14 protein-coding genes are annotated in these 16,236 nt (G+C 56.1%); 7 read left to right on the top strand and 7 right to left on the bottom strand.

Annotation, left to right across the window (positions count from 1 at the left end; translation table 11 throughout):
- Nucleotides 1-26 precede the first annotated feature (26 nt).
- Both ftsZ and lpxC read left to right on the top strand, forming a co-directional pair.
- Entirely contained in the window at nt 27-1,193 is a 1,167-nt protein-coding gene (ftsZ, locus tag C4S63_RS02910; protein WP_063509391.1) for a cell division protein FtsZ, read from the top strand.
- Between the two features lie 122 nt (nt 1,194-1,315).
- The gene (lpxC, locus tag C4S63_RS02905; protein ID WP_062816730.1) at nt 1,316-2,233 is read left to right on the top strand and encodes a UDP-3-O-acyl-N-acetylglucosamine deacetylase; all 918 of its coding nucleotides are present in this window, start codon (nt 1,316-1,318) and stop codon (nt 2,231-2,233) included.
- Between the two features lie 94 nt (nt 2,234-2,327).
- Here the strand turns inward: lpxC and C4S63_RS02900 are convergent, their stop codons facing one another.
- Entirely contained in the window at nt 2,328-2,786 is a 459-nt protein-coding gene (locus C4S63_RS02900; RefSeq protein WP_103916649.1) for a hypothetical protein, read from the bottom strand.
- Nucleotides 2,787-2,886: 100 nt separating this feature from the next.
- Between C4S63_RS02900 and C4S63_RS02895 the strand changes: the two genes are divergently transcribed.
- From C4S63_RS02895 to C4S63_RS02880, 4 genes are all read left to right on the top strand, one after another.
- Nucleotides 2,887-3,819 carry a M23 family metallopeptidase gene (locus tag C4S63_RS02895; RefSeq protein WP_103916648.1) on the top strand — a complete coding sequence of 311 codons (933 nt, stop codon included), beginning with the start codon at nt 2,887-2,889 and terminating at the stop codon, nt 3,817-3,819.
- Nucleotides 3,820-4,036: 217 nt separating this feature from the next.
- Nucleotides 4,037-6,751, top strand: a complete 2,715-nt coding sequence (gene secA / locus C4S63_RS02890) for a preprotein translocase subunit SecA (RefSeq protein ID WP_103916647.1) — start codon at nt 4,037-4,039, stop codon at nt 6,749-6,751.
- A 123-nt stretch (nt 6,752-6,874) separates the two neighbouring features.
- The gene (gene argJ, locus C4S63_RS02885) at nt 6,875-8,077 is read left to right on the top strand and encodes a bifunctional glutamate N-acetyltransferase/amino-acid acetyltransferase ArgJ (protein WP_103916646.1); all 1,203 of its coding nucleotides are present in this window, start codon (nt 6,875-6,877) and stop codon (nt 8,075-8,077) included.
- A 137-nt stretch (nt 8,078-8,214) separates the two neighbouring features.
- On the top strand, nt 8,215-9,174 hold the full coding sequence (locus tag C4S63_RS02880; RefSeq protein WP_103916645.1) for a Nudix family hydrolase: 960 nt from the start codon (nt 8,215-8,217) through the stop codon (nt 9,172-9,174).
- Nucleotides 9,175-9,367: 193 nt separating this feature from the next.
- Here C4S63_RS02880 and C4S63_RS02875 read toward each other — a convergent pair whose 3' ends face one another.
- From C4S63_RS02875 to pilB, 5 genes are all read right to left on the bottom strand, one after another.
- Entirely contained in the window at nt 9,368-9,559 is a 192-nt protein-coding gene (locus C4S63_RS02875) for a DNA gyrase inhibitor YacG (protein ID WP_062816736.1), read from the bottom strand.
- A 2-nt stretch (nt 9,560-9,561) separates the two neighbouring features.
- Nucleotides 9,562-10,161 (bottom strand): dephospho-CoA kinase, encoded by a 600-nt coding sequence (coaE, locus tag C4S63_RS02870; RefSeq protein WP_103916644.1) that lies wholly within the window; start codon nt 10,159-10,161, stop codon nt 9,562-9,564.
- Nucleotides 10,162-10,325: 164 nt separating this feature from the next.
- Nucleotides 10,326-11,138 carry an A24 family peptidase gene (locus tag C4S63_RS02865; RefSeq protein ID WP_103916643.1) on the bottom strand — a complete coding sequence of 271 codons (813 nt, stop codon included), beginning with the start codon at nt 11,136-11,138 and terminating at the stop codon, nt 10,326-10,328.
- 64 nt (nt 11,139-11,202) lie between these two features.
- Nucleotides 11,203-12,426 (bottom strand): type II secretion system F family protein, encoded by a 1,224-nt coding sequence (locus tag C4S63_RS02860; RefSeq protein ID WP_103916642.1) that lies wholly within the window; start codon nt 12,424-12,426, stop codon nt 11,203-11,205.
- A 3-nt stretch (nt 12,427-12,429) separates the two neighbouring features.
- A complete protein-coding gene (pilB, locus tag C4S63_RS02855) occupies nt 12,430-14,139 on the bottom strand; it encodes a type IV-A pilus assembly ATPase PilB (RefSeq protein WP_103916641.1) in 1,710 nt (569 codons plus the stop codon).
- A 501-nt stretch (nt 14,140-14,640) separates the two neighbouring features.
- On the opposite strand from pilB, the gene C4S63_RS02850 reads away from it, so the two are divergent.
- Entirely contained in the window at nt 14,641-15,135 is a 495-nt protein-coding gene (locus tag C4S63_RS02850) for a pilin (protein WP_103916729.1), read from the top strand.
- Nucleotides 15,136-15,338: 203 nt separating this feature from the next.
- Here the strand turns inward: C4S63_RS02850 and nadC are convergent, their stop codons facing one another.
- Nucleotides 15,339-16,211: a carboxylating nicotinate-nucleotide diphosphorylase gene (gene nadC, locus C4S63_RS02845; RefSeq protein ID WP_103916640.1), complete on the bottom strand. Its 873-nt coding sequence runs from the start codon at nt 16,209-16,211 to the stop codon at nt 15,339-15,341.
- Nucleotides 16,212-16,236 lie beyond the last annotated feature (25 nt).

Genomic DNA, 16,236 nt, shown 5'->3' with positions numbered 1-16,236 from the left:
AGGGAAGCAATAACGGGAGATCAACCATGCAATTCAAACTGGAAGACAGCGTACCGCATGGCGCGGTCATTAAAGTGGTAGGTGTCGGTGGCGGCGGCGGTAACGCCGTGGATCACATGGTGCGTTCCGGTGTGGAAGGGGTGGATTTTATCTGCGCCAACACCGACGCCCAGGCACTGCGAAATGCCTCCTCCAAAACCGTGATTCAGCTGGGCAGCCAGGTGACCAAGGGGTTGGGTGCAGGCGCAAACCCGGAAATCGGTCGTCAGTCCGCCATGGAAGACCGTGACCGCATCGCCGAGCTGCTGGACGGTGCCGATATGGTATTCGTTACCGCCGGCATGGGCGGTGGCACCGGCACCGGTGCGGCACCGGTGGTGGCAGAAATCGCCAAGGAGCTGGGTATCCTGACCGTGGCGGTGGTGACCAAGCCGTTCCCCTTCGAGGGCAAAAAGCGCATGCGCTCCGCCCAGGAAGGTATCGAGGAGCTGAAAGAGCACGTTCACTCCCTGATCACCATTCCCAACGAGAAGCTGCAAGCAGTGCTCGGGGGTTCCACCAGCCTGCTGGATGCGTTCAAGGCGGCCAACGAAGTGCTGCAGGGTGCCGTAAAAGGGATTGCCGATCTGATCGTTCGCCCGGGCATGATCAACGTGGATTTCGCTGACGTGCGCACCGTGATGAGCGAAATGGGTACCGCCATGATGGGTACCGGTACTGCCAGCGGCGAAGGCCGGGCGGCAGAAGCGGCCCAGGCAGCCATTTCCAGCCCGTTGCTGGAAGATGTGGACCTGCGTGGCGCCCGCGGTATCCTGATCAATATCACCGCCAACGAGTCCATCGCCCTGGACGAGTTCTCTGAAGTGGGTGACATTGTCAGCGAGCTGGCCAGCGATGATGCCAACGTGATCATCGGTACTGCCATTGACCCGGATATGGGTGACAACATCAGCGTCACCGTGGTGGCCACCGGCCTGGGTGCTGCCCAGCAGGAACTAAAAGTGGTACGCGGTCGTCAGACCCCCGTTACCGCGGATGGCCGGGTGGACTACAGCGACCTGGATCGCCCCGCCGTGGAGCGCAAACGCGCTGCCCAGCAGGCGGCCAGCGGCCGCGGTCAGCAGGCGGTGAACACCGCGGAAGATCTGGATTTCATCGATATCCCGACCTTCCTCCGTCGTCAGGCCGACTAACGGTCTGGCGGCCGGGTTGGCCGTAAAGGTGCAAAATCTGGGCATTGCAGTATAATTCGGCCCTAATTTTGTGTTGAGGAAAGCGGTATCCTGCAGGATACCCGCAGCTGTGTGACAGACTGATGATCAGACAACGAACGCTGAAAAACGTGATCCGCGCCACCGGCGTGGGGCTTCACACCGGCGAAAAGGTCTACATGACCGTGCGCCCGGCACCCGTGAATACCGGTATCGTGTTCCGGCGTGTGGACCTGGACCCGGTGGTGGAGATCAAGGCGTCAGCCGATGCGGTCCGTGAAACCACCCTGTCGTCGACCCTGGTTCAGGACGGCGTCAAGGTCGGTACCGTGGAGCATTTCCTGTCCGCCATGGCCGGGCTCGGCATCGACAACGCTTTCGTGGAGCTGTCTGCGCCGGAAATGCCGATTATGGATGGCAGTGCCGGTCCTTTCGTGTTCCTGCTGCAGTCTGCCGGCATCAAGGAGCAGGAAGCGGCCAAGAAGTTCATCCGCATCAAGAAGGAAGTGACGGTGCGTGAGGGCGACAAGTCAGCGACTTTCGTTCCCTTTGATGGCTTCAAGGTGACCTTCTCCATCGAATTCGATCACCCGGTGTTTGAAGAGCGCAATCAGGTGTCCAGCATCGACTTCTCCACGACCTCGTTCGTGAAGGAAGTGGCGCGGGCCCGGACGTTCGGCTTCATGCGCGATATCGAGTTCCTGCGCAGCCAGAACCTGGCGCTGGGCGGTAGTGTCGATAACGCCATCGTGGTGGATGAGTATCGCATCCTCAACGAGGACGGGTTGCGTTACGAGGACGAATTCGTCAAGCACAAGATGCTGGATGCCATTGGCGACCTGTATCTGCTGGGGCACAGCCTGATCGGCGAGTTCATCGGTCACAAATCCGGCCATGCCCTCAATAATGCCTTGCTGCGCGAGATTCTCCGTCAGGAGGATTCTTACGAGGTAGTGACCTTCGAAGATGCCACCGACGCCCCGGTATCCTACATGCGGCCGGTGTTGGCGGCGGCGGAGTAGTTACTCAGCAGTACCGTACAAACGTCGAAAAACCCTGTTGCCACCCGGCGGTTCTCCCGCCGCCGGGTGGTTTTTCGTTTCAGGGACACGAGATTTATTCGGATTCACCGCGGCTGGCCAGCCGTTGCAAGGAGGCTTTGAGACCCTCATCCTCTATGCTGTCCGCCAGATCCGCAATTTGCCTGGCACTTTCTCTGGCCAATCTGGGTTTGTCCTGTTGATTGGCACGAACATTGCTACTATGCATCTGGCGTTTGCCGCCGACCATGATCTTGATCTGCTGGCCGGGCAACGCCTGTTGTAGCTTCGGTAAATGAAAGCGCAGCAGCTGTGCGGTGGCGCTGGTTTCGGCAATGGCCAGCCAGCGCAGGCTGTCTTCCACCAGGGTGACACGCTCACGCAGGGCCGGCGGCAGGCAGTCCAGAGGGTCTGCCATAGCGGGAGTCTGCGAGTCATCGCTGGCCGCTTTCCGGGCCTCCCGGGTCAGGCGGGAGAGTGTCGGGTTACCACTCAGCAGAGCGAGCAGGGCTTTGGGAGAAGTTGTCTTGCTCATGGGTTTTACTTAGACTAGCCTGCAATTGTAAAAAATAATCAAGAAAACCAGTGCAACTATTTGAATTATTTCATTTTTAGTCGGTGCGTTACACGAATCTATGAATATCTTAGTCATTAACAGCAAGCGAGGCCATTCGCGAACACTGCCGGTGCCCCGTCATTGGCCCTGGCTGCTGGCTGCTGTGTTGGTGGTAGTGCCGCTGCTCTCGGGCGTTGGCGGTTACCTGCTGGTATCGCAACTCAGCGAGCAACCTGAGTATACGCCAGTAATGACCGAACGTTTCTCCACCCATCTGGAGGAACAGCAGAAAGCCCTGGAATCGCTGGATCGTCTCAGTCAGGAACAATTCCGGGCGCTGACCCTGAAACTGGCCCAGGCCCAGGCCCGCCTGGTGCGACTGGATGCGTTGGGCGAGCGGCTGGTGGAAGTGGCGGATATTGATGGCGAGGAATTTGACTTCAGCACTGTGCCAGGGCTGGGGGGGCCGGAAGGCTCGGACGAGGGTGCCAGCTACGAATTGCCGTCCTTTATGGAGGCCGTGAACCAGATGGCGGAGACCCTGGAACGTCGTGAGCGTCAGCTGGAGATTCTCGAAAATCTGTTGGCCGGCAAGCAGATCGAAGATCAGACCTATCTTTCCGGTCGTCCGCTGGCCAAAGGCTGGATGTCCAGCCGTTTCGGGCGCCGTTCCGACCCGTTCACCGGCCGCGTTGCCTGGCACAAGGGGGTGGACTTTGCCGGCAAGGAAGGGACGCCGATTATTGCTACCGGTGCCGGTGTGGTCACCTACTCCGGTGACCGCTCAGGTTATGGCCTGATGGTGGAAATCAATCATGGCAATGGCATCTCTACCCGCTACGGTCATGCCAAGGAACTCTCGGTAGAAGCCGGGGAGATTGTCCGCACCGGGGATGTGATCGGCAAAGTGGGCAGTTCTGGCCGTTCCACGGGGCCGCACATCCATTATGAAGTGCTAAAAAATGGTACCCAGGTGAATCCCCAGCCCTATATTTACCGTGCGCGACGCTAACAGGATCGCTCCAAACGGCCCCTTGCGGGGCCGTTTTTCGTTCCGGGCCCTTGATAACCGGGAATACCACCTTATCTCTTCAATCTATTGTGTTTAGAATGGCTAACCTTTTCTTGCCAGAGTCCGTTGTGACGCTGCCGTCGGAGCCCTGCGAACATGGCTTCGCTTGGCAGGCGGCCGACTTTATGGCCTGACTGTTTACTGAACCGGAAGTTGTATGCTGGGTACCATCGTAAAAAAAATCATCGGCACCAAGAATGATCGTGAGCTGAAACGCATGGGCAAGTTGGTCGAAACGATCAACAGCCACGGGGAAGCGCTGGCACAGCTCAGTGATGCGGACCTGCAGCTCAAGACCCGCGAATTTCGTCAGGCCTTCCAGGATGGCAAAACTCTGGATGAATTGCTGCCTGAAGCGTTTGCCGTGGTTCGTGAGGCGTCCACCCGGGTCATGGGCCTGCGCCATTTTGACGTTCAGATGGTCGGTGGTATTGCCCTCCATGAGGGGCGGATTTCCGAGATGCGCACCGGTGAGGGTAAAACCCTGACCGCTACCTTGGCGGCCTATTTGAACGCCCTGTCCGGTGAAGGTGTGCACGTGGTCACCGTGAATGATTATCTGGCCGAGCGGGACGCCAACTGGATGCGCCCCTTGTACGAATTTCTGGGGCTCAGTGTCGGCGTCATTCTTTCCCAGCAGCCCACGGACCAGAAACGGGACGCCTACGCCGCTGATATCACCTACGGTACCAACAACGAGTATGGCTTTGATTACCTCCGGGACAACATGGCGTTCCGGCTGGAGGATCGGGTCCAGCGTGGCCTCAACTACGCCATTGTCGATGAAGTGGATTCCATCCTGATTGATGAATCCCGTACCCCGCTGATCATTTCCGGTCCGGCGGCGGATTCTTCCGAACTGTACGTGGCCGTGAACCGGTTGATGCCCAGTTTGTCTGCACAGACCGAAGAGCAGGACGGTGACTTCTTTGTTGATGAGAAGCAGCGTCAGGTGGAGCTGACTGAAGACGGGCATCAGAAAATCGAGGCCCTGCTGGTCAGTAATGGCTTGCTGGAACAGGGCGAGAGCCTGTATGCGGCGCACAATCTGGCATTGTTGCACCATGTGCATGCTGCACTGAAAGCCCATGCCCTGTTCCATGTGGACCGTGATTACATTGTGCAGAACAATCAGATTGTGATTGTTGATGAGCACACCGGCCGTACCATGCCGGGTCGTCGCTGGTCCGAGGGCATTCACCAGGCCATCGAGGCCAAGGAAGGGGTGAATATCCAGCAGGAAAACCAGACGCTGGCCTCGACCACGTTCCAGAATTATTTCCGTCTCTATAACAAGCTGGCGGGCATGACCGGTACGGCGGATACTGAAGCCATGGAGTTTCGCCAGATTTACGGCATGGACGTAGTGGTGGTCCCCACCAATCGGCCCATGGTGCGGGTGGACGCCAATGATCTGGTGTATCTGACCCTGGAAGAAAAATTCGACGCCATCGTCAAGGAAATCACCGAAGCCGTTGCCAAGGGCGCGCCCGTGTTGGTGGGTACCGCCACCATCGAAGCCTCCGAGTATCTTTCCAAGCGCCTGAAGAAAGACAAGATTGCCCACGAAGTACTGAACGCCAAGTTCCACCAGCGCGAAGCGCAGATCATTGCCCAGGCCGGCCGTCCCGGCGCAGTGACCATCGCGACCAATATGGCGGGTCGGGGTACCGACATCATGCTTGGCGGTAATCCGGAAGAACAAATCAAGCACATGGATACCCCCTCGGACAGCGAGGCGGAAAAAATCCGTGCCGAGTGGCAGGCCAACCATGACAAGGTCATGGAAGCGGGCGGCCTGCATATCATCGGTACCGAGCGTCACGAATCCCGTCGGATTGATAACCAGCTTCGGGGTCGTGCCGGCCGTCAGGGGGATCCGGGTTACACCCGTTTCTTCCTGTCCATGGAAGACGATCTGATGCGTATCTTCGCTTCCGACCGGATCCGCAATATGATGCGCTCGCTGGGGCTTGAGAACGGTGAGGCCATCGAGCATCGCTGGGTGACACGTGCCATCGAGAATGCCCAGCGCAAGGTGGAAGGGCGCAATTTCGATATCCGCAAAAACCTGCTGGAATACGACGATGTGGCCAACGACCAGCGTCGGGTTATCTACACCCAGCGTGACCAGATCCTGGAAACCGAGGATCTGCGAACGTCCGTGGAAGGCATTCGTTATGATGTGGTGACCGAACTGGTGCACAGTTATCTGCCACCGGGTTCTGTGGAAGACCAGTGGGATGTGCCGGGCCTGGAGAAAACCCTGGAAGCGGAATTCCAGTGTAATGCGCCGGTTGGCCAGTGGCTCAGCGAAGACAACCAGATGCATATCGATGGGGTCATCGAGAAGCTGGTGGAAACCCTGGAGCAGGACTACCTGCGCAAGGAACAGGAGATCGGTGTCGAGGATCTGCGCAAGATCGAGAAGCACCTGATGCTGCAGATTCTCGACCGTCACTGGAAAGAGCATCTGGCCAATATGGATCATCTGCGTCAGGGGATTCATTTGCGTGGTTACGCCCAGAAAAACCCCAAGCAGGAATACAAGAAAGAGTCTTTCGAACTGTTCCAGGGGCTGCTTAACCAGATCCAGCATGAGCTGATCCGTGTTCTGCACAGCTTCCAGGTGCGTCGTGATGACGAAGTAGAGCGCCTTGAGCAACAGCGCCAGGAAGAAGCCCGTCGTCAGGCTGAAAAAATGAAAATGCAGGCGGCTCCCGAACCGGGCACTGATGGAACCGCCGGTGAGAGTGACCAGGCAGGGCCCCCGAAGACAGTGGTACGAGAGGGGCGAAAGGTAGGCCGCAATGAACCTTGCCCCTGTGGCTCGGGCAAGAAATACAAGCAGTGCCACGGCAAGATTGAATAGAATCTAGCTACGAGCTTCCAGCGACGAGAAATACAAAAGCACCGGTTTTCACCGGTGCTTTTCGTTATTATGGCTAGTAGCTCGTCGCTTAAAGCTAGTAGCTGAATTTTCAAGGAATGGGTTATGACACAGACAGAATGGTTGCCTGTCCCCGGTATCCGTCTTGCCGCTGTTGAGGCTGGCATCAAGAAGGCCAACCGGAAGGATCTGGTATTGCTGGAATTGGCCGAAGGCAGTCGTGTCAGTGGTGTTTTCACCCTGAATCGTTTCTGTGCTGCGCCGGTGCAGGTGGCAAAAAGTCGTTTGGCCGCAGAAGCCCCCAAGTACCTGATGATCAACACCGGCTATGCCAATGCGGGTACCGGTAAAAAGGGGATGGAAAACTGTCTGGCAAGTTGTCGCCTGTTGGCCGAGGCGGCGGGTTGTCGTGAAGATCAGATCCTGCCGTATTCCACCGGGGTGATCGGTGAGCAGTTTCCGTTACCGGCATTTGAAAAAGGTCTCCCCAATGCTCTGGCCGTGCTGGATGAGCATCACTGGGGACGGGCGTCGGAAGGCATCATGACCACCGATACCTACCCCAAGCTTACCAGTCGTCGCGTGGAGATCGACGGTGTGCCGATCACCGTTACCGGTATGGCCAAGGGCTCGGGCATGATCAAGCCGAACATGGCCACAATGCTGGGTTTTATCGCCACCGATGCGCCCATCGCCAAACCTCTGTTGGACCAGTGGGTGAAAACCCTGGCGGACAAGTCTTTTAACCGGGTCACGGTGGACGGCGACACCTCCACCAATGATGCCTGTATGCTGATCAGCACGGCTACGGCGCAGATGCCTGAGATTCAGGCGCTGGATGATCATAGCCAGCTGCTGTACCAGGCCCTGGAAAGTGTGTTCGTGGAACTTGCCCAGGCACTGGTGCGCGATGGAGAAGGCGCCACCAAGTTTGTGGCAATTACCGTGGCAGGTGCCGCCAGCGAATCCGATGCCCGGACCGTGGCGGAGACCATTGCCCATTCTCCTCTGGTAAAGACGGCGCTGTTTGCCTCAGATCCCAACTGGGGCCGTATCCTGGCTGCCATTGGCCGTGCTCCTATTGCGTCCCTGGACGTGGACAAGGTCAGCGTCTGGCTGGATGATCTGCTGTTGGTAGAGCAGGGCGGTGTGGCGGACAGCTACGAAGAGGCGAAAGGGGCCGAAGTGATGGCCAAGCCGGAGATCCACATTCGCGCGGACCTGGCCAGTGGCGATGCCGAGTGCACCGTGTGGACCTGTGATTTCAGCTACGACTACGTGAAGATCAACGCGGAATACCGCACCTGATTTAGTGTCTGACGTCTGACGCAAAACGCCGTAGCCTCTGTGGGAGCTATGCTTGCATGGCGAACGTGCTCGCGACGTTCATCCGCTGTTGCGCCTGCGGGCGTGGCACTCCCGAGTCTCCTGAAGAAACGTTGTTTATGACCGAAACCACCCCCGCCATCACCGTCGTTGCCGCCATCATCCGCGGCAACGACGGTCGCATCTGCCTGAGCAAGCGCCCAGACCACAAGCATCAAGGGGGTCGCTGGGAGTTTCCCGGCGGCAAGGTGGAGCCCGGGGAGCCCTTGTCGACAGCACTGGCCAGGGAGCTGGAGGAGGAACTGGGCATGCAGGCGGCGATTTCCTCTCCGTTCATGACGATTGCCCACCAGTACGAGGATCTGCACGTCACCTTGCATTTTCGCGATGTCACCGCCTGGCAGGGTGAGCCTTCGGGCCGTGAAGGTCAGCCGGTGCGCTGGTTCGAGATTGCCGAGCTGCCGACGCTGGAATTTCCGGCGGCGAACCGGCCGGTGGTGACGGCAATGACATTGCCTGCCCGCCTAGCCATCGCGCCGGATAATCAGGATCTCGAGGATCTCAAGGTGGGCATCAATCGTCTGGATGCCGCTTCTACAGGGTTGTATCTGCGCCAGTGGAGCGAGCATGCGGCACTGCCGGAGCTCCTGGCGCTGTGCCAGGACAAGGGCATCAAGGTATGGTTGCGGGCTTTATCCGCAAAATGGATGGAACAGGCATCCTTGCAGGGTGTCTTCGGGCTGCACCTGCCCGAATCGGTATTGATGGATTGCCGGGAGCGACCGGGTTTTCCCGGTGTGGTATCGGCGGCTTGCCACAGCCGGGACGCCCTGTCAAAGGCGGTGTCTCTGGAGCTGGATATGGTACTGGTTTCCCCGGTAGAGACCACCGCCAGTCATCCGGATCGTCCCCCTCTGGGTTGGCAGCAAGCAGGGCAATGGATTACCGGGTTGCCGCTGGCCTGTTATGGGTTGGGGGGCGTCTCGCCAGCGGATCTGGACAAGGCCCGCCAGCACGGTGCCGTTGGCGTGGCGGGGATTCGTGCCTTTTGGCCGGGCTCTGCCTCTGAACCTGTGTAGGGTGCTACTGAGCCTAAGGCGAACTGCACCATCCAGCCACCGAATCGGTTCGGTGCAGTTCGCCTTAGGCTCAGTGGCACCCTAGGGTAGGCGTTGGCGCCTCTCCCCGTTACGCCCCTGTTAGAGAAAGAGGCACGGGTTTATTCGCACTGTTGCACGAGCAGCCCAATCCGCAGCTTATCCCGTCAGACGATCAAAACTCTTCGAAATCCCCGGGTGCATTGTCATCACCGGGAATTGCATGGCGCTCCGCCGCCCAGTCGCCCAGATCAATCAGTTTGCAACGTTCGGAACAGAAAGGGCGCCAGGGGTTATTGTCCCAGCGGGTAAGGGATTTGCATTGGGGACAGGGATAGGTACGGGTGGTGTTATCGGTATCAGACATGTTCAGAGTGCGTTGGCCATTTTTAGATAGCGTTGATGCAGGTCTGTGAGTTGCGCATGAAATGCCTGCAGCGACCCGTGATTCTCAATCACATCGTCGGCCTGGTCCAGGCGTTTGGTCCTTTCCATCTGAGCTTTCATGATGGCGGCAACCTGGTCTTCAGGCACATGGTCGCGGGCCATGGTGCGTTGCACCTGCAGTTCTGCGGGGGCATCAACCACCAGAATACGATCCACCAGGTTTTTCTGGCTGGTTTCCAGCAGTAGCGGGGAAACCAGGACGGTATAGGGGGACTGGCTGGCCGTAATCTGTCGTTTCAGCTCTTCACCGATGGCCGGGTGAGTAATGCCTTCAAGAACTTTCAGTGCGCTCGCGTCCGCAAACACGATCTCGCGCAGGGCACGGCGATCAAGGGCGCCTTCCTCAGTGAGAACATGCTCACCAAAATGCTCGGCGATACGCTCAAGCGCGGGCTGGCCTGGCTCTACCACCACCCGGGACGCCAGATCTGCATCGACAATGGTGATGCCCTGCTGGGCGAGGAAATCCGTGGCAGCGGTCTTGCCACTACCAATGCCACCAGTCAGGCCGACTACGAACATAGGGGGGAACTCCGAATTCAACACAGTCAATTAACGGATGGCTGTGATGCAATAGCTTATTGGGGGAAGAGTTGACAGTTGATAGTGGACAGTTGACAGCGAAAGCTCAAACTCGTCCAAGCTTTAGGTTTTGCTTTTAGCTGTCAATTATCAATTGTCCACTGTCAACTGATCTTAAACATCCCCAGATACGAACTGACGATGGTATCGCCCCACAGCAAGGCAATCCAGCCGGCGGCGGCCAGATAGGGACCGAAGGGGATCTGGGTACGTTTTTCACCACCGAACAGCGTCGCGAGAAGGGTAAACACCAGTCCCACCACGGAAGACAACAGGATAATCAGCGGGAGATACTGCCAGCCCGTCCAGGCCCCCAGGGCGGCCAGCAATTTGAAATCACCATAGCCCATCCCTTCCTTGCCGGTGAGTAGCTTGAACAGCCAGTACACGCTCCACAGGGAAAGATAGCCCGCCATGGCGCCAGCCACCGCATCGGGCAGGGATACCGGTGACACCCCTATCAAGGCTGCCAGCAGGCCGGCCCACAGCAGCAGATAATTCATGCTGTCTGGCAGTAGGGTGGTATCCGCATCAATCATGGCCGCGGCGAGCAGGGTCCAGGTGGCAAACAGCATAAAGAGCAACCAGGGGCCGTAACCGAAATGCCAGGCACACAGCCCGGCCAGCAGACCACTGGTCAGCTCAATAACCGGATAACGCTTGCTGATGGGCGTATGGCACTCTCTGCATTTGCCTTTCAGCACCAGCCAGCTAATGACCGGGATATTCTCGTACCAGGTAATGGCATGGTTACACTTGGGGCATCGGGAGCGGGGGGTGACCAGATTGAAAATCTCGCCATCCTCCTCCGGGGGAAGCGCCAGAATTTCCCGGGCCTCCTGCTTCCAGCTGCGCTCCATCATTACCGGCAGACGGTAAATCACCACGTTAAGGAAACTTCCGACCAACAGGCCCATAAAGACACAGAGCCCAACAAGAAGGGCTGGGCTTGTGGAAAGTAAATGAATCATCTCGGGCACTTTATACCACTTGGCCAAGCTGGAAGATGGGGAGGTACATCGCGATAATCAAACCACCAATAAGGACGCCGAGTACCGACATAATGAGGGGCTCCATCATGCTTGTCAGGCCATCGACAGCAGCGTCTACCTCTTCCTCATAATAAATTGCCACTTTTTCCAGCATGGCATCCAGGGCACCAGATTCTTCACCAATAGCTGTCATTTGTAAGGCCATCGCAGGAAAGACGCCCGTTGAGCGCATCGCAAATTGCAGTTGCTGGCCAGTGGATACGTCATCTTTTACCTGAAGTACAGCATTTCGGTACACAACATTGCCTGTCGCCCCTGCGCAAGCATCAAGTGCGTCAATGAGTGGGACCCCAGCAGAAAAAGTGGTTGAAAGAGTGCGCGCGTAGCGAGCGATAGTGGCTTTGAAAGTAATGTCCCCCACGATTGGGAGCTTTAACAGCAGCCGATCAATGGCATCACGAAATGCTTTGGAGCGTTTTTTTGCTTCAGTGAATATAAAAATAAACGCAATTATGGAGACTATGAATATCAAGAAATTATCAATCAGGATATCGGATATTCCAATCACAAATTGTGTAAAGGCGGGGAGTTCTGCACCAAATCCTTCGAAAAGGTCTTTAAATGTGGGCACAACCTTTACAAGAAGAATGCCCGTAACAATAATTGCAACGCAAATAACGCTGATCGGATATTTCAGTGCTTTTTTAACTTTGAGTTTCAGTGCTTCGCTTTTTTCTTTGTAAAGCGCAACGCGGTCGAGCATTACTTCCAGTGAGCCTGACTGTTCGCCAGCGTCCACAAGGCTGCAATATAAGTCATCAAAAAGCAGCGGGTGATTACGTAGGGCGTTGGCGAAGTTATTGCCTCCTTCAACGTCCACTTTGAGCTTCATAACCACATCTTTCATGGATGGATTGCTCAAGCCATCGGCTACAATCTCGAAAGATTGAACCAGGGGCACGCCTGCTTTCATCATGGTCGCCATTTGGCGAGTGAAAATAGCGATATCCATGGGCTTGATTTTTTTCTTGCCGCCCAGGTTGACTTCTCGCTTTTTGGTGACCCTCTTGGCCTGGATGCCTTGTTTGCGAAGTTCGGCACGTACAAGTGCGGGGCCTTTCCCAGTCGTTTCCCCTTTGATTTTCTTGCCTTGGCGATCAAGGCCTTCGTACACGAAGGTGGCACTTTTTTGTTCAGAAGCTTTTTTGGCCATAATTTAGTGTCCGCTGGTTACTCGGTTAACTTCTTCCAGACTGGTGACGCCTTGCATGGCTTTTACCAAGCCAGAGCGATGAAGATCATTGAAGCCTTCCTTGCGGCACTGATCGCCAATCTGAATTGAGTTGCCCTCCTCCATGATGATGCGGGCAATCCCGTCAGTGATTTTCACTACCTCATAAATCCCCACGCGGCCCTTGTAGCCGTTGTTGCATTTTTCGCAACCCTGAGGGCCGTACACAGTAAATTCGGAAGCGATGTCTTCTTCTGTGAACCCCATCTCACGGAGAGATTGTTCAGGTATTTCCACTTCGGTTTTGCAGTGCTCGCACAACCTGCGAGCCAGACGCTGGGCAATGATCAATACGACCGAAGTGGCAATATTGAAAGAGGGAACCCCCATGTTGCGCAATCGCGTTAACGTTTCCGGGGCACTATTGGTGTGCAGGGTAGAGAGCACAAGGTGGCCAGTCTGGGCTGCCTTGATGGCGATGTTGGCAGTTTCCAGGTCGCGGATTTCCCCTACCAGAATCACATCGGGGTCCTGCCTCAGAAACGCGCGCAGGGCCGCCGCAAAATCCATCCCCTGTTTGGGGTTCACGTTGACCTGATTGATGCCTTCCAGGTTGATTTCAACGGGATCCTCAGCCGTGGAGATGTTTCTCTCCGGAGTATTGAGAATGTTGACACCTGTATAGAGTGACACGGTTTTCCCTGACCCGGTTGGACCTGTTACCAGGATCATGCCTTGGGGTTTCTGGAGCGCATCCACATACAGTTGTTTCTGGTCTTCCTCATAACCCAGAGCATCAATACCCATTTTGGCGGATTCGGGATCCAGTATCCGCAGTACAATCTTTTCGCCGAACAGGGTGGGGCAGGTGTTGACACGAAAATCGATGGCCCGGGTCTTGGAGATTTTGAGCTTGATCCTGCCATCCTGGGGGACCCGTCGTTCGGAGATGTCCAGCCGGGACATGACCTTCAGGCGGGCAGAGAGCTTGCTGGCGATGTTGATAGGCGGCTTGGATACGGTCTTCAGGATGCCATCCTGGCGAAATCGTACCCGATAGGACTTTTCATAGGGCTCAAAATGCAAGTCAGAAGCCCCACCTTTAATGGCATCCAGCAGTAGCTTGTTGACGAAGCGAACAATGGGGGCGTCATCTGCCCCGGATTTGGTTTCGTCAGAGGTCTTTTCATCGGCGGCATTGACGTTCAGATCATCAAGATCATCATCCAGGCCATCAAAAGCGCTCTCGTCCGCTTCAGACTCCAGGTGGTCGATCCAGTGAGTCAGTTTGTCCTGCTCAACAATAATGGTTTCGACATTCAGGCCGGTGTTGAACCGAATTTCCTCGAGTGCAGGAAGATTTGTGGGGTCGGCGACAGCCACAAAAAGCCGGCTTCCTCTTCGGAACAGGGGGAGCACGTGGTGTTTGGTAATGAGTTTGGGGTCGACCAACTCCTTTATCAGACTGTCACGCTGAAAGGCGTTCAAATCCAGAATGGGGTCGCCAAACTCCTCCGCAACGGCATTGGCCACAACCATTGCAGTCAGTCGGCCAGAGCTCACTAACTGATGCACCAGACTTACTCGCTCTTCTCGAGCTTTCTGCTGCACCTTTTGCATGTCTTCTGCGGTCAGTAATTCCTGCCGGACAAGGCGTTTTGGTAAACCGCTGAAAGAAAGGGGCTGGTCAGTCATGGCAACCTGCTTGTTTATCCTTAGTATGGTGGGTTAGCCCAACACTTTTTTCGTAACATACCGGTTGTGGGGGGTTCAGGGAAGACCAGATGTCGCAAAATCAGAGTCTTGTCGCTATTTCCTCAGGTGCATCCGAGCTCTTGCAGCACGGTTTTCAATGAGCTGATACGCAAATGGTTTGACACGGTCTTTTGGGGCGGTTTTGACGCGATCGCCTGTTAGGAGGCGGCCCTGCCGCCCCGGAAATGACAATCAACGACATATTGCTAACTGCGTGCGACGCAGAATGTCACTAACTGACACTCCTGGTAAGGGCGTCAGGCTCTTTAGCATGGGCGCTGCGGACCGCGGTTTCAATGCAAGTGCCGGTTTGCAGGTCTTCTCATGCTTTTGGCTCATGTCTTTCACAAGTTGGCCCGCTCTGTGCATTGGTCAGGGCAGAGGCTCGCCAGGGGTGGGCTCAACAACAAGATTTGCCAATTTTACGTTGGAGAGAATGACATGAAGAAGCAAATGCAACAGGGTTTCACCCTTATCGAACTGATGATCGTGGTTGCTATCATCGGTATTTTGGCAGCGATCGCTCTGCCTGCCTACCAAGATTATACGATTCGTTCCAAGATGTCCGAGGTTGTACTTGCAGCGAGTGCTTGTAGGACCACAGTTACTGAAGTTTCACAGACGGGCTTTGCTGCAGCACCTGCTGCAAACGGGTTCGGATGTGGCGAGGATGCAACTGGTCCTGTTTCCCAGTACGTCCAGACTGTTCAAACCACGGATGCAGGTGTGGTCCAGGTTGAAGTTCGTAATATCGACGGCGCTGTAAATGGTGAAATCGTTGAGCTGCGTCCGTTTACCGATGCGGATGCAACTACTGCAGCTGTTGCCAATGATTTTGTCCGCGGTACTGCCCAGCCGATCCGTGCCTGGTTGTGCGGCCCATCCGCAAGTGGCAGTTTGGAAGATAAGTATCTTCCCGCAACCTGTCGTGACTAAGTTTGGTGCTTAGCACTGAAAGGAGGCTATGGAAAGGATATAGCCTCCTTTCTTCTTAAGGCCCCTGTCAAAATACTGACAGGGGCTTTTTCGTGAAGGGGTTGGCCTTTTAGAGCTTGGCGAGTATATGCCGATGCTTCTTGACTGTGGCGCTATTCGCTCCTTGGCTCTGCCGGGAATAACAAGATTTCGTTTTCTGTCGCTCAGATTTTTGATTGAGCAATATCCGCTTGGGACTGCACGCGCAAGGACAGGTCTATTGCCCAGATATGTTTGGTTAATGCGCCAGATGATAAAAACCATTGGCGACTTGAAGGCAAAGAGGCGGCATTGTCTACGGTGAGATTGCCAGATACTTCGAGACACGACTGCCGAGTAGCTATATCGTCTGCCGATTTCAACATGTTGGCATTAAAGTTATCCAACATAATCTGATCCGGCTTCAGCGCAGCCGCTTCCTCCAGCTCCGCCAGCGTTTCCACTTCCACAATAATCTTCTTCTCTGGCGCCAGTGCCCGGGCGCGCTCAATGGCGGCGGTGATTCCTCCGCAGGCCGCCACATGGTTTTCCTTGATCAGAAACGCATCGTACAGCCCCACACGATGGTTCTGGCAGCCGCCGCAGAGGACGGCGTATTTCTGGCCAGCTCGCAGGCCGGGCAGGGTTTTCCGCGTATCCAGAATCGTCACGGTGGTGCCTGCCACAGCATCCGCATAGCGGCGCGCCGTGGTGGCGGTGCCCATCAGGGTTTGCAGGAAGTTCAGCGCAGTTCGCTCGCCGGTGAGAATCTGGCGGGTATTGCCTCTCAGGGTGCACAGGGTGGTGTCCGCAGTCAGTCGATCACCATCCTCCACATGCCACTCAATCTGCACATCGCCCAGTTGCCGGAACACTTCATCCGCCCAGGGAATGCCGCACATGACGGCGTTTTCGCGGGTGATGATGGTGGCGGTGCTTTCGCTATCGGCGTCGATGAGCTGGGCGGTGATGTCACCGCTGCGGATGTCTTCTTCCAGGGCAAAGCTTACGTTGCGCTGAATGTCGTCACGCACATAGTCGGGCAGGGTGATGGTCATGCTGTTCTCGGTGCTGAACTCAATG

Source organism: Alcanivorax sp. DSM 26293, from assembly GCF_900107995.1.
Lineage (GTDB): Bacteria > Pseudomonadota > Gammaproteobacteria > Pseudomonadales > Alcanivoracaceae > Alcanivorax.
Note: the sequence above shows the minus strand (reverse complement) of the source record. Positions and strands in the feature narration are given on the sequence as shown.

Bases quoted from the DNA above. Each gene is read 5' to 3' on its own strand.
- pilB (WP_103916641.1), bottom strand. From the start codon at position 14,139: ATGACTGACCAGCCCCTTTCTTTCAGCGGTTTACCAAAACGCCTTGTC.
- C4S63_RS02875 (WP_062816736.1), bottom strand. From the start codon at position 9,559: ATGTCTGATACCGATAACACCACCCGTACCTATCCCTGTCCCCAATGC.
- C4S63_RS02865 (WP_103916643.1), bottom strand. From the start codon at position 11,138: ATGGGCCTGTTGGTCGGAAGTTTCCTTAACGTGGTGATTTACCGTCTG.
- C4S63_RS02900 (WP_103916649.1), bottom strand. From the start codon at position 2,786: ATGAGCAAGACAACTTCTCCCAAAGCCCTGCTCGCTCTGCTGAGTGGT.
- C4S63_RS02895 (WP_103916648.1), top strand. From the start codon at position 2,887: ATGAATATCTTAGTCATTAACAGCAAGCGAGGCCATTCGCGAACACTG.
- nadC (WP_103916640.1), bottom strand. From the start codon at position 16,211: ATGACCATCACCCTGCCCGACTATGTGCGTGACGACATTCAGCGCAAC.
- lpxC (WP_062816730.1), top strand. From the start codon at position 1,316: ATGATCAGACAACGAACGCTGAAAAACGTGATCCGCGCCACCGGCGTG.
- coaE (WP_103916644.1), bottom strand. From the start codon at position 10,161: ATGTTCGTAGTCGGCCTGACTGGTGGCATTGGTAGTGGCAAGACCGCT.
- C4S63_RS02880 (WP_103916645.1), top strand. From the start codon at position 8,215: ATGACCGAAACCACCCCCGCCATCACCGTCGTTGCCGCCATCATCCGC.
- C4S63_RS02860 (WP_103916642.1), bottom strand. From the start codon at position 12,426: ATGGCCAAAAAAGCTTCTGAACAAAAAAGTGCCACCTTCGTGTACGAA.
- C4S63_RS02850 (WP_103916729.1), top strand. From the start codon at position 14,641: ATGAAGAAGCAAATGCAACAGGGTTTCACCCTTATCGAACTGATGATC.
- secA (WP_103916647.1), top strand. From the start codon at position 4,037: ATGCTGGGTACCATCGTAAAAAAAATCATCGGCACCAAGAATGATCGT.
- argJ (WP_103916646.1), top strand. From the start codon at position 6,875: ATGACACAGACAGAATGGTTGCCTGTCCCCGGTATCCGTCTTGCCGCT.
- ftsZ (WP_063509391.1), top strand. From the start codon at position 27: ATGCAATTCAAACTGGAAGACAGCGTACCGCATGGCGCGGTCATTAAA.